We start from the raw sequence: 13,198 nt of genomic DNA on the forward strand, positions 1-13,198 counted from the left end.
CCCGATAAAAATAAAAAGGTGTTTGGACTTCCAAACACCTTTTTTATACTATCAGAGCATTAGTTGTCTACCATTGCTCGTCGTAGCTTTGGCCGTAGCCTCCGCTGCGACGATCTCCGCCGCCTCTGCGGTCTGCACCACCACCTCTGCGATCACCGAATTTACGGTCTCCGCCGCCACGTCGGTCATCACTTCTAAAGCCGCCACCGCCACCACGACGATCACCGCCGCCGCCGCCACGGTTAAAGCCACCGCCACGGTTAAAGCCGCCACCGCCACCACGGTTAAAGTCCCTTCTGGGGCGTTCCTGTTGAGGATTGGCCTCTTTAACAACAATGCTTTTCCCGTCTAATTCCGTTTCGTTCAGAGCCGCAATAGCTGCATTTGCTTCTTCATCGTTTGGCATTTCAACAAAACCAAAACCTTTCGAGTTCCCGGTCTCTCTGTCAATAATAACTTTGGCAGAGGATACTTCTCCGTGAGCAGAGAAGAGATTCAGTAGGTCTTCATCTGTAGTAGATGAGTTTAACCTTGCAACAAATAAATTCATAAAAAAAATAGAAAAATAAAGTAATGTATAAATTGTAAAACACTGGTGCTGTTAACACCTTTTAAAATCAATGAATTAAGAAGAACGTTAGAAATTAAGACAGAAAATCACAAGGTTTCAATTTGGTGAAGAACGTATTAAATTCTATATGCAAATAAAAGTACTATTTATCAGATTTACACTATACCTACAACTCTTTTTTTAGAAAAATTTTTGAAAGTAAAAAGGCCTTTCCGAAAAAAGGCCTCTGTAAGGTGAGATTTAAGTATTAATTCTCCCGGTTTACGGGAGTTGTTATTCTCATTGATCTTCAAATATATTGTTTTATAAGGTTTTCTCAAACTAATGCGGAAATTTAAACAAGAACGTCTAATAGTCATTTAAACGGGCAATAATCTGCATGTTTCTTAAAATATTGACAATGGAGTCAACAATCAGGTCATCTTCCAGCGAAGCATAATTAAAAATTACGTCAAAATCGTTGTTTTCAGCTTTTCTTCCGATCACTTTTTCGATAAAGGAATCCCGCTTTTCATCCATCTCAACAATGAACTTCTCCGCTTCGGCTCGTGTCAGGTCTTTGATTTGCATCACCCTGTTGATTCGCCAATCGATTGGTGCTTCGAGCCTTATATTAAGCTTGTTGGGTACATTTTTGAGAATTACGCCTGCCGACCGCCCAACAATGATGGTCCTTCCCTGGCAAGCCAGCCTGCAAATGATACCTTTAAGCGTCAGGATCAGGTTCTGGTCCGAGATATCGTAAATGGTTTCTTCCGAAAATGCATTGTCAACGGTTTTCAGGAATTTGACTGCATCGCCTTTTTCGTTGTCGTATCCACCTTCAACCACTTCTGTTATCATTTCGTCAACCACCTGCGAGAAAACCTCTTTGTCAACCCATTTCCAATCTGCATCAGTTTTTGTATCGGACATATAACTGTATCCGGTTAAAATCTTTGACAATTTTATGGCAATTCGCTTGGCTGAACATCCCGCCTGGCGGGAGATTGTAATAAAAGGGCCTGGGAAATCACCGGTTTCAAAATTCATGTGCCGGTAGTTCTGTAAATAGTTATTGAAGAAGTTATCCATTTTTTGATTTAGTTAAGCAACTGGTTCATCAAAACTAATTTACAATCAAATATTCTGTAAACACATAAAACATGTTATAGAATAGGTGAATTTGGAGATGTTTTTTAACAAGTTCTGGCTGAGTCATGCAAAATAGCTACTTTTAAAACGTTCGCGAATACCTTGGGTATTTGAATTGAAGGATATTTGCGAGTGTGCTTGTTTGTTGAAAATCAAAAGAATCGGATTATGAAAACAACCATAAAAACTGCTTTAGCATCTTTCGGAATGTCGGGCCAGGTATTTCACGGGCCTTTATTGAAGGTGAATCCCGGGTTTGAGGTCGTAAGTGTTTTGGAGCGAACAAAAAATTTATCCGTAAAGCTTTTCCCGGAAGCGACCATTGTTCGCAGTTATTCCGAGATCCTCGATAATCCCGAGATAGAGCTGGTGGTGGTAAATACGCCAGACAGTTCTCATTTCAATATGGCCAGAGAAGCCCTGGAAGCAGGGAAACATGTGGTGGTGGAAAAGCCTATGACTTTAAAATGTGAAGAAGCCGAAGCGTTGATCGATCTGGCAGAAAAAAAGAACCGGATGCTAACGGTTTTTCAGAACAGGAGATGGGATGCCGATTTCAGAACTGTTCAGCAGGTTATAAAGGAGGCAAAATTTGGCCGGCTGGTTGAGTTTGAGTCTCATTTTGATCGCTACCGAACCTTCGTTGCTCCCAACACCTGGAAGGAAGAAGGAGACGAATATTCCGGAGTGCTTTACAACCTGGGCTCGCACATGGTTGACCAGGCTGTTGTCTTGTTTGGAATGCCGAAAGAAGTTACCGCTCATTTGCGAATTGTAAGAAAAGGGGGAGTGGTCTATGATTATTACGATATCAGGCTCGAATATGCCGGATTTGCTGCTCTTTTGAAGTGTTCTTACCTGGTGAAAGATCCGGGGCCTCGGTATACAATTCATGGCGAGTTGGGAACTTTTTACAAGTCAGGGATCGATCCGCAGGAAGAGCTATTGAAAGCCGGCAATCTGCCAACCGGTGAGGCCTGGGGCTCAGAACCGGCAGAAGAGTGGGGAACATTGTTTTACGAAGAAGGCGGGGATGAAGTGGAAGAGCTGGTGGAAACGATTCCCGGGAATTACGGTCTTTTTTACGATAATGTGTACGATGTTATTCGGAGGCAGGGTGAATTGTTGGTGAAACCGGAGCAGGCCGCCGGTGTTATCCGAATTTTGGAAGCTTGCCTGCAAAGCAACCGTGAAAAGCGAACCGTTGAAATTCGCTAAACAGGTAGAGAGTCAAAAGAAACTAGTAATGAGTACAGAGTATTGAGCATCGACAATCCAGAATCCTGTATCGAATCATAAGCATTTAAGCATTACAGCATTCTGTCTTTCAATCCATCAATCCTTGAACCAGTAGTCACTGGTCATCGAATCCAGTATCAAGTATCCGGAATCAAGTATCTCGCATCCGGCACTAATTATGGAGCTTCGCCAGTGCTTTTTGTGTTCGGCCAATGTAATTGTCGATTTGTTCTTTTTCTTCAAACCCGATGATCATCATATCGACGCTGCCAAGCCCAAGCACAAAGTTGAGTGCATTGTCAATCTTTTCGCTGTCATTTTGCAGCTTCCCATCGCCAACCAGTTTCATGCCAATAACACCTTTCCCCGAATTGTGAAGCTGATGGATCACCTCTACCACTTCCTGCGGGTCTGGTTTGTCCATGGCAATTCCGTAAGGGTTGATCCGAACATGAATGACATCTACCCACGAACTTTCCAACGCCGCTTTCATCGCCGGCAGCGAATGAACCGAAACTCCGTGTCCGCGGATAATCCCTTTGGCTTTTAGATTTTCCAATATATCCATTTGCGCTTTCATGCTGTCGGTCCAGTTGTCATCCACCATGCAGTGCAACTGCACCAGATCGATGTAATCGGTGTTCAGCTCTTTCCGGAAGCGATCCACTACCACATCGGCAGGAGGACGCTCGTTCTCTGGAATTCCGCCACCACGTTCCCATATCTTTGTGGTAATGGTCAGCTCTTTCCGATCCATCTTTTCCATGGCTTTTGCCAGCATTTGGTGGGTTCCGTAAGTGTCGGCCAAATCGAAATAGCGGATGCCTTTTTCATACGCATGATGCAGTAACTCCAGGCTTTTGGCTTCATCCTGCCGTGTTAGAAAGCTGGACCGGTTAGTAGCATGAACACCTGTCCCCATCCCGAGTAAAGTTGTTTGAATGCCCGAATTTCCCAATGTAACTTTTTGAAGCGGATCAAGACTGCTAAAGCGGGTGTCTGCGGCGTACAACGGGTTGGAAAAGAGCAGGTGGGCAGTTCCCAACCCCAGAGCACCGATAAACTTTCTGCGATTCATGTTTAAGCCTGACATATTGTTTTGTTTAGATTTAAATGGTATTTCCAAAGAAAAACTCACCCCGGAATTTTTCACTCTCACTAAAGATAACAAATTAGTGGATTTTAGGTTGATAATGACGTTTTAGCCAACGCGCCAGTCCGTCCAGGCCAGGGAAAAGAACTCTTTCAGTTATGTTGGCCTGGTCGAGTTTGTCGCGTATTTCCCATTTTAATGCTGCCGGAATAATGATGCGCCGGTACACTTCGGGATGTTTTACCAGCCAATCGTCCAAAATGGCGGTCGGGCTTGTCATAATCGAAAACAAGGCAAACTGGTTTACAATGCGGTCGTCCAGCGATGGTGGTTCAAAAAACAAAACATGACCGGCACCGATTATTTCATCCAGCTTTTGTACCGAAGGTATTTCTGATTCAAGCAATTCAACCGTAAAAACGTTGCATTTTTCGTAGTCGAGCAAAACTTTAAGGGGGCGGGGAATTTGTTCGTTTACTTTAACAAAGTCCACCTGCCAAATCACTCCGTCAATGTCGAACTTTTCCGTATTGGCCGTGGCAAAGTGCATGGCAACAAAAGGCGAATAAGTCCAGTCTAGAAGTCTGGTAGACAGGCCATGGTGTTGCGCCAGTACCAAAGCACGAAGTTGTGTGCTGGTTTGGTGACTTTCTTCGGTGCGGGCATACTTTCTGAAATTGCGAAGAATGTGGTATTCGAGTTCGGGACGAAGTCCGCAATTCCGGAGAAAACTGTTTTCCAGCTGGTATTGGCAATCCGACAGCCCCCGGAACGCATAATCGCTTCTGAAGCGGCCCATTTCCGGCTTCCATGAATCGTGGTATACTTCGTTGACCAACTGATCCCAGCTCGAAATTCTGATATCGTTGGAGGTGATTTTGCAATTCATCGGTTAAAGATTTAACTCTTCCCAAGGTACTAAAAAAGGGGATGAAACATCCCCTTTGGTCACTCAATGTGAGTAATGAAATATTCGTCTGTTCTTCGAATGGTTATTCTTTTTCAAGTATTTTATCCGTAGGGCAACCACCGTTTACCGTATCTGTGGCCGGTTTGTCGGCTTCAGCTTCCTTGTAATCAATTGCTTTTTCCGGTGTAGCAGGTTGGGCTTTGTGAACAATTATCTTTTCCACAGGGGTAGTTCTTTTTACGAAATCGAACTTATTGCTGATTTTTAATCCGAGGATATAAAAGATGGAAGAGATAAGGATGATTGTTTTCATTGTCGATTTCTGTTTTCGAATTTCTCATGCAAATTATGTAAATCACTTAAAAGTGAGAAATCATTTCGGTGAACAAAGCCCGTTTTTCTGCAAACGACACGTTTTTTTCTACGAAATGAAAATTTTAAGGATTAAAATGCATTGTCAATCAGGAGGAAATCACTTATATATCTCAAGTTTGGCCAAATAATCGTAATGTTCACCTTCAAACATCTGTTCACATTTAAAACCGGTTTCCATGGCTGTTTTTTGCAATAAGTTGAAATCGATGAAGAGCCAGTCGAATGCTGACTTGATATTTCGGAACAACACTTCGTACTCCATTTCACCGTAATACCCATCGTTTGACAGGTCGATCCACATCGAACCGTCTTCTTCTTCAAAAAGATATTTTATGTTGGAGGAATCTATCAGAATCTGTCCCCCCTCGTTCAGCAAAGGTTTTAAATGAAAAAGCAACTTTTTTAATCCGTTTACGGTGCCTCCAATTCCGGCACCGTTCATCAGCAACAGAATGGTGTCGAATTGCGCTCCTTCAAATTTGTAAATGTCGGATACGATGGTTTTTCTAATGCCCCGGGTTTTCATTACCTCCACAGCCAGTTCCGATTGTTCAAGCGCAGTTACATCCTGTTGGTTGTTTTGAAGTACAAGCGCATGACAACCGGCTGCGGCTCCCACATCCAGAATGCTGCCCCGGCATAATTGCAAAGCCTTTTTTTCCAATTCAGGCATCTCATTTGCATTTCTGAAAAAATAAGAAACCGGGATGTTTTCATCTTCGGTGTAGTTTGAATTTACCACGAGGTCAGGGGCTTTTCCCTTTTCAAAATACTCTTTTATGGCTGTGCCAAACGGATCGTTCATCAATGCAAAATGTTTAATGCTGAATTTTATCGGGTACAGACTGTAATTTCTGACCACCGCGAAGATACAAATCCTTTGATAAATATAAATTTGGCACTTCTTACAAAAACCAAAACAATGAAGTATTTCTTTTTCCCGATTCTTCTATTCCCATTTATAATGGCTTCGTGTCAAAAACAAGCTAAAATTTCAGATTGGCGGGGCCCCAACCGTGACGGCATTTACATGGAAAAAGGCCTGATGCAAAAATGGCCGGATGAAGGTCCTGACTTGCTTTGGTCGGCCAACGGATTAGGCTACGGCCATAGTTCGGTTGCGGTTATTGGCGATCGTGTTTTTGTTACGGGGTTGAAAGATACGATTGCTTCCATGGGGGCACTGTTTGTTTTTGATACACAGGGAACCCGGCTGTATGAAAAAGAATACGGGAAGGATTTTAGTCTGAATTTTCACGGAACACGTTCTGCGCCAGTGGTGGTTGACGACCGTATTTACATTGAAAGCGGAATGGGAGCGGTTTATTGTTTGGATACCGAAACCGGCGAAGAAATATGGGCCAAAGATTTTATAAAGGATTTTGGTGTTGATTCGGTGATCCAGTTTGGGTATTCTGAGTCGGTTTTAATCGATGGCGATCAACTGATTTGTGTTCCGGGAGGGAAGGAGAATAACGTGGTTGCGTTGAACCGCTTCACCGGCGAAACAATTTGGAGCTGCCCGGGTGAAGGTGAAATCGCTACTTACAATTCGCCCATTTTAATTGAGCACAACGGCTTAAAACTAGTCGTTGCGATGACTTCAGAATCGGTTATGGGAATTGATGCAAAAACCGGTGAAAAATACTGGCGCGTGGAGCAGGTGCAGCAAAACCGGATTCATGCCAACACGCCCTTGTATGCCGATGGGAAAATTTTGGTGGTTACTGCCGGTCGAACAAAGAATTCGGGCATGGTGCAGTTTCAGTTGGCAGAGGACGGGAAAAGTGTTTCTGAAGTGTGGCGGAATAATAAGTTCATTAATCTGATGGGAGGTCTTATTCAGATGGATACCTGTTTGTATGGCTCGTCGTACCTGAAAAAAGACTGGCAGGTGATTAACTGGAACACAGGAGAAACCTTGAATCAGAACAAGGAATTTGGGGGCGGGTCAGTTATTTATGCAGATAAGCGCTTTTATTGCTATGCCGAGCGCGAAGGAGAAGTGGCTTTGGCAAAAGCTGATCCTGAAGAAGGATTTGAAATAATCAGCCGTTTTAGCGTTCCGATGGGAACAGCTGAACATTGGGCACATTTGGTGATTCACAACGGCGTTTTGTATGTGCGCCACGGCGATTCGTTAATGGCTTACAACATCAAGGCTAAAGCGTAATTTCACCCTGTAAAAAGGTAACCGCTTTCCCGCCGATTTCCACCCGTTCGTTTAAGTGCCGGCAATATAAAATACCGCCTCGTTGGGAAACCTGCTTGGCGACCATTTCTGTTTTTTCAAGTTGTTGTGCCCAATAGGGAATCAGTATCGTATGTGCTGAGCCGGTAACGGGGTCTTCGTTAATGCCGACAGCGGGTGCAAAAAAACGCGAAACAAAATCGAATTCTTTTGAGGCTGCAGTACAAACTACCCCACGGGTTTGCGCTTGCACCAACCAGTCGAAATCGGGTTTTAATTTTACAACGTCATCTTCGTCTTCAAAAATCAGCATCAGATCATTGCGTCCTCTTATGCACGATTTTGGATTGATATTAAAGGCTCCTTTTATGGCCGCCGGCATCGGTATTTCTTCGATGGGAGAGCTTGGAAAATCAAGTAAAATCAGGCTATCGTTATTGCTGACACGCAATGTACCGCTTCGCGATTCAAACGCGATTTCCTTTTTGGGATACCCAAGATGATTGAAAAGAACATGGGCCGAAGCCAGCGTTGCATGCCCGCAAAGATCAACCTCTACGAGCGGTGTGAACCAGCGAATTTCAAATCCGTCACCACTTTCACAAAAGAAAGCCGTTTCGGAAAGATTGTTTTCCTGCGCAATTTTTTGCAGGATTTCGTCGGGTAACCATGCTTTAAGGGGAACAACAGCGGCCGGGTTCCCTGAAAAAACCTGGCTTGCAAAGGCATCTACCTGAAAAACAGGGAGGCTTATCTTCTGAGGAAGATGTTTTAATGTTTCTGATTTCATCGCTGCAACAGTTACTTTGTTCTAAAAAGTTATGCAACTTATTAATTATTATTGAATTACGGAAATGTGGAGTGGGGAAGGGCTCTTTTTACTTTAATTTCTCAGCAACGAGGATCAAACGTGGTGTTCTACTTTTTGAAAATCAACATTTTCAACAATTAACACTTTTGTTTTGTAGGCTCAGGCATGACAGCCGGAAAAGATTAAGAAGAATGGAATCAAACTCATCAATCTCTTTAATCCTTTCAAGCTTTATAAAGTTGATTGTACCTGTTTAAGATGCTAAAACTTAAGGGTTAGTTTTAAATTGAATTTTCTGCCAGTCAGGTAATTGGGGACGGCAAACTGATCGCCGTAAATACTCGAAACCCAGAAATAAGAAATCGTATTGTTGATGTCGAGTACGTTGAATACTTCGAGGCTCAGCCACATGTCGGTAATGTGTTTGAAAAACGGAGCTTCGCTTGGTTGGGCAGTACTGATAAACACTTTCGAAAATCCCAGGTCGATACGCCGGTACGAGGGCATTCTGAACACATCCTGGTAACGTTCGCCGTTGGGTGGTCCGGCAGGTAGACGTGCGCCGTAAAAGCCCGATAACTGCATGCGGTAGCTGGGATTTCCCGGAAGATAGTCCTGGAAGAAAAGGCTGAAATTCATCCACTGGTCGGTAGGACGGGGAATCATACCATGACCGTCGCCTTTTACATCTTCTTTGGTTTGCAGAAAGGAAAGACTGGCCCACGATTGCAAGCCGCTCACAAATTCACCGTTTACTTTCATATCAAGCCCGGTGGCATAACCGGTCGCTTCCTGTTCGCCCAAATAACGAATCCGCACATTGTCGACCTGGTAGGGAACAAGGTGACTCATGTATTTATAGTAGGCTTCGGTGGTGAAGCGGAACGGGCGGTCCCAGGCCGAAAAAATCAGGTCGCTTCCTCCAACAATCTGAAACGATTTTTGAGCCTTAGAATTGTAATTAATGCTGCCGTCGCTGTTTTTAAGCTCCTTGAAGAAAGGTGACTGGTGATACATTCCGGCCGATAAGCGAAACGACATTTTCTTTTCCCACTCAGGGTAATAACTCAGTGTCATCCTCGGACTGATCAGCAACTCATCGTTAAAATCCCAATAGTTAAAACGAACTCCTCCCGTCAGGTATAAGTCGCCACTTTTTACAGGAACACTCCAGGTATCCTGAATGTAACCCGTAACTCGGTTTGAACTCAGCTTGTTTTTGGCATTCAGTGTGTAATACAGCAGCACTTCTGAATCGGAATAAGGAATAGAATAGCCCGCAGAATCACGATAGATCCATTCGTTCAGCTTGTCTTCAATTTTTTCATGCTGGTATTTTATTCCCCAGTTTAACAGGTGATTCTCCGAATTAAAAGCTCCCTTGTGCGAGATGCTGTAAACTGTGGCATCGAGGTAGTTGCGGGCATGGTTCAGAAACGTTCCAACCCCCAGATTTAGTACGCTGTCGCCAAAATCGCCCGAAGCCATGTTGCGCTCCAGCTGGTTGAGGTAATACTGCCCCTGAATGTCGTAGGTTTCTTCTTCTTTGGCATGATACGCCGAAGCAATAAATTTCAGGTTCAGGTTCACTGACGGATGGTAGTTAAAAGTTACCGCGCCCAGATAGGTTTTAAAGACATCTTCTTCCTGTCCGCTAAAATAAATCTTGGTATTCAACGGGTTTTGCCAGGTTCCAAAGGTGGTCTCGCGTGTTTGAGGAATAAAATTATACTGGTTTTGAGCAATGTTTCCTAAAAATGAAACATCTAGCTTTTCCGAAACCTGGTAGCTAATGTAAGTCTGAAAATCCAGAAAATTTGGATTGTATTCGCCTTGTTCATCAAGGCTCCCCAACAGGTATCTGTTGGTCTTAAAACGAATCCCGGAAATATGTGAAAGCTTTCCTTTCAAAGCCACATCTTCGAAATGAGCGGAAGCACCCAGCATGCTTGCGGTTGCCGATCCTTTAAAATCGCTTGGTTTTTTGTATTTAATATCGAGCACCGACGACATTTTGTCGCCGTATTTTGCATTAAAGCCACCGGCCGAAAAATCGATGGTGGAAACCATATCGCTGTTGATAAAACTGAGTCCTTCCTGTTGCCCCGAACGTACCAGAAACGGGCGGTAAACCTCCACGTCGTTTACATACACCAGGTTTTCATCAAAATTTCCGCCACGCACGGTGTATTGCGAACTTAATTCGTTGTTGGATGAAACGCCCGGTAAGGTTTTTAGCATGGTTTCCAAAGCCCCTGAAGCATTGGGGATGATATTGATCACCCTCGGATCGATGCTGGTTAGGTTGCCGCCGTTGCGTCGTTGCTCTTTTACCACAATCTCGGCCAGTTCCAGGTTTTGTTCGGGCATCACAATTTCTTTGATGACTGTCTCTTCAGGTTTGGCATAAACCGAATCCTGAAATGTTTGATAGCCCAACGACGAAAATACAATGGTTAAGTGTTTTTGCGCCGGAATACGCAACAAAAATTCCCCGCGCGCAGTGGTGGTTGTACCCAGCGTAGGATACTCTTTAATAACAATATTCACCATGTCGAGCGGAACTCCCTTGGTGTCTTTCAGCGTTCCTTTTAGCGTTGCATTGTTGCTTTGGCCCAGGGCTGTAAAAGCCACTAGAAGAAGGCAGAGAATAGAATATAGGTGCTTCATAGGCGCAAATCTACAAATCAGGTTTTATTATCAACTTCTTATTGATAAATTAATTGTGAAGGAAGGTCTAAAAATTTAATTGTCTCGTCTATTTTGTTACGCCCGGCCAGTCGTCGGTTCGAAATGGAACTGCTGGCAGACCTTCATTGTTGTACAAATTCAGATCGTCGGGGTTATCAGCCCAGGCAAAGCGCACAGCAACCGGATTTTTTACTTCATGGCAGCTTACTTCCACTTTATTCCCGTCGATAATTTTGGCTTTTGCCCAATAAAACTTACGGTCCGCTCCCGCCAGCGAAAAGGCATTTACATACCCGTATTTATCTTTGGCCACCAGTCCTGTTCCGGTTTCCGAAAAAGTAATGATGGCTTTTCCATCAGCGAATTCTACCGATTGGTATATGGGCCCCGAGTTAACTACATCCATCTGATAGGCAATTTTAAATGCATTTAATGCCAGTCGTTTCCCAACGTCCTGCTTGTTGCGCGGATGAATATCGTCGGCTTCGCCAATATCGATCGCCATGGCCATTCCGGTGTTCGGAAGCCGGAGTGTCATGGTTTGTGCTTCGCGAAGTTCAGCCCATTGGCTTTCTGAAGGAAGATCAACGGGCTGTCTGAAATTTGCGAGCGAAACATAGAGGAAGGGAAAATCTCCTTGCCCCCAGTGAGTTCTCCAATCGGTGATCAGGTTTTTAAATACTCTTCTGTATTGCATGGCCCGGCCAGCGTTTGATTCGCCCTGGTACCAGATGGCGCCTTTTATGGCGTATGGAATAAGTGCGTTTATCATGCCGTTGTACAGCAAAGTAGGATAGGAGTTGGGGCCAATGTTAAAGCTGCCTATTGTGGCTTTTGAAATTTTAAATTTCCAGTTTCCGACAATATTAATTTGGTTTTCTCCATCAGTCAGGTAAAGTTCCCGGGCATCTCCGTAAATACCTCCGCCACCGCCGGTATCTTCCACGCGAATGCTTATCACATTACGTCCCGGTTTTAGGTATTCTTTCTTAACCGGATAAATTCTGTCTGTGTTGTACTGAAGACTTTGCCCCACTTTGCTGCCATTTACAAACGCAATATCCGAATCATCGATCTTGGCCAGGTGCAACGTCAGATCTTTTTTGATTTGGTCAGCTGTTAAGTTCACTACGGTCCTGTACCACGCAATTCCGTCAATATCGGTATAGCCTTGTTCTTCCCACAGCCCCGGTGTTGGAATGGTTCCCCAGTCTTTGTCATCAAAATCAGGTGCAGCCCAAACTGCTTTGCCGTTTTGCATGCCCAGATCCTTTTCAGGGATTTCTCCACCCAGTATTTTTTTGAGGGAAGCTATTTTTTCTTCGCGATACGTGTCCAGATCAAGTGCTTGTAATTTGGCCAAAGGCTCGTTTAAATCAGGATCATTTTTTATGGTTTGTTCGCTGGTCCAGGTTTCGGCCACTGTTCCGCCCCACGATGTATGGATCAATCCGATGGGAACATTCAGTTTGTCACTAAGCTCGCGTCCGAATAAATAGGCAACGGCAGAAAAAGTAGGGATGGTTTTCGGAGAACATTCGAGCCATTCCCCGCCTTCCAGGTCGTCTTTTGGTGATTGTTCCACTCGTTTAGGTACGGTAAAAAGCCGGATATTCGGATGTGTGGCTGTTTTTATTTCTTCTTCTGCATTATTGGTGTTTCGAAGGCTCCATTCCATGTTCGACTGGCCGGAGCAAACCCAAACTTCGCCAATCATCACATTATCAAAAGTGATCGTGTTCTCGCCTTTTATTCTCAGCGTAAATGGCCCGCCATAGTTTTGTGCCGGAAGTTTTATCATCCATTTTCCATTTTCTCCTGTTTTTGTTTTTGCAGACGCCACTATACTGGTCATTGATACTTTTGCTCCCGTTAATGAATCTTCGCGAGAAGCTGTTTTAGTGAGAATGACAGTTATCTTTTCATTCGCACTTGCCCATCCCCAAACAGGAATCTCAATTCCTTGCTGAAGCACCATGTTTGAGCTGAAAATACGCGGCATTTTTACCTCACTGCTGGCGCTAAGTACAAAAAATAAGAAGGCCAGAAGGATCAGGTGTTTATTCTGTTTCATTGTTATGAGATGGTTTAAGTTTTGCCAAATCTAATTAAAATGAATGAAACCAATGCGGAAATATTCTGCCAAAAGAAGATGATTCGCTTTTAGTTGACGTAACTTTTTG

At 44.0% G+C, this 13,198-nt stretch carries 11 protein-coding genes; 2 read left to right on the top strand and 9 right to left on the bottom strand.

From position 1 onward, the window contains the following. Window positions 1-67: 67 nt before the first annotated feature. Together rbp and D1614_RS13790 are read right to left on the bottom strand one after the other, a co-directional pair. Entirely contained in the window at window positions 68-550 is a 483-nt protein-coding gene (gene rbp, locus D1614_RS13785) for an RNA-binding regulator (RefSeq protein ID WP_119438533.1), read from the bottom strand. Window positions 551-919: 369 nt separating this feature from the next. Continuing rightward, on the bottom strand, window positions 920-1,645 hold the full coding sequence (locus D1614_RS13790; RefSeq protein ID WP_119438534.1) for a cytidylate kinase-like family protein: 726 nt from the start codon (window positions 1,643-1,645) through the stop codon (window positions 920-922). Between the two features lie 228 nt (window positions 1,646-1,873). Here D1614_RS13790 and D1614_RS13795 point away from each other — a divergent pair, with 228 nt between their 5' ends. Beyond that, on the top strand, window positions 1,874-2,923 hold the full coding sequence (locus D1614_RS13795; protein ID WP_119438659.1) for a Gfo/Idh/MocA family oxidoreductase: 1,050 nt from the start codon (window positions 1,874-1,876) through the stop codon (window positions 2,921-2,923). Window positions 2,924-3,116: 193 nt separating this feature from the next. Here D1614_RS13795 and D1614_RS13800 read toward each other — a convergent pair whose 3' ends face one another. The 4 genes from D1614_RS13800 to D1614_RS13815 form a co-directional block, all read right to left on the bottom strand. Then, window positions 3,117-4,022, bottom strand: a complete 906-nt coding sequence (locus tag D1614_RS13800) for an aldo/keto reductase (RefSeq protein WP_162304504.1) — start codon at window positions 4,020-4,022, stop codon at window positions 3,117-3,119. A 94-nt stretch (window positions 4,023-4,116) separates the two neighbouring features. Continuing rightward, window positions 4,117-4,926 carry an FRG domain-containing protein gene (locus D1614_RS13805; protein ID WP_119438536.1) on the bottom strand — a complete coding sequence of 270 codons (810 nt, stop codon included), beginning with the start codon at window positions 4,924-4,926 and terminating at the stop codon, window positions 4,117-4,119. Between the two features lie 103 nt (window positions 4,927-5,029). Next, the gene (locus tag D1614_RS13810; RefSeq protein WP_119438537.1) at window positions 5,030-5,260 is read right to left on the bottom strand and encodes a hypothetical protein; all 231 of its coding nucleotides are present in this window, start codon (window positions 5,258-5,260) and stop codon (window positions 5,030-5,032) included. Between the two features lie 159 nt (window positions 5,261-5,419). Next, complete coding sequence (locus D1614_RS13815) at window positions 5,420-6,127, bottom strand: class I SAM-dependent methyltransferase (protein ID WP_119438538.1); 708 nt, start codon at window positions 6,125-6,127, stop codon at window positions 5,420-5,422. Window positions 6,128-6,244: 117 nt separating this feature from the next. Between D1614_RS13815 and D1614_RS13820 the strand changes: the two genes are divergently transcribed. Beyond that, entirely contained in the window at window positions 6,245-7,495 is a 1,251-nt protein-coding gene (locus tag D1614_RS13820) for an outer membrane protein assembly factor BamB family protein (protein ID WP_162304505.1), read from the top strand. Here the strand turns inward: D1614_RS13820 and D1614_RS13825 are convergent. From D1614_RS13825 to D1614_RS13835, 3 genes are all read right to left on the bottom strand, one after another. Continuing rightward, on the bottom strand, window positions 7,485-8,303 hold the full coding sequence (locus D1614_RS13825; RefSeq protein WP_241558112.1) for a PhzF family phenazine biosynthesis protein: 819 nt from the start codon (window positions 8,301-8,303) through the stop codon (window positions 7,485-7,487). The genes D1614_RS13820 and D1614_RS13825 overlap by 11 nt on opposite strands. 282 nt (window positions 8,304-8,585) lie before the next feature. Beyond that, the gene (locus D1614_RS13830; RefSeq protein ID WP_119438540.1) at window positions 8,586-10,994 is read right to left on the bottom strand and encodes a TonB-dependent receptor; all 2,409 of its coding nucleotides are present in this window, start codon (window positions 10,992-10,994) and stop codon (window positions 8,586-8,588) included. Between the two features lie 88 nt (window positions 10,995-11,082). Continuing rightward, the gene (locus D1614_RS13835) at window positions 11,083-13,089 is read right to left on the bottom strand and encodes a sialate O-acetylesterase (protein ID WP_119438541.1); all 2,007 of its coding nucleotides are present in this window, start codon (window positions 13,087-13,089) and stop codon (window positions 11,083-11,085) included. Window positions 13,090-13,198 lie beyond the last annotated feature (109 nt).

This window comes from Maribellus luteus (assembly GCF_003576475.1).
GTDB classification, from domain to species: Bacteria; Bacteroidota; Bacteroidia; order Bacteroidales; family Prolixibacteraceae; genus Draconibacterium; species Draconibacterium luteum.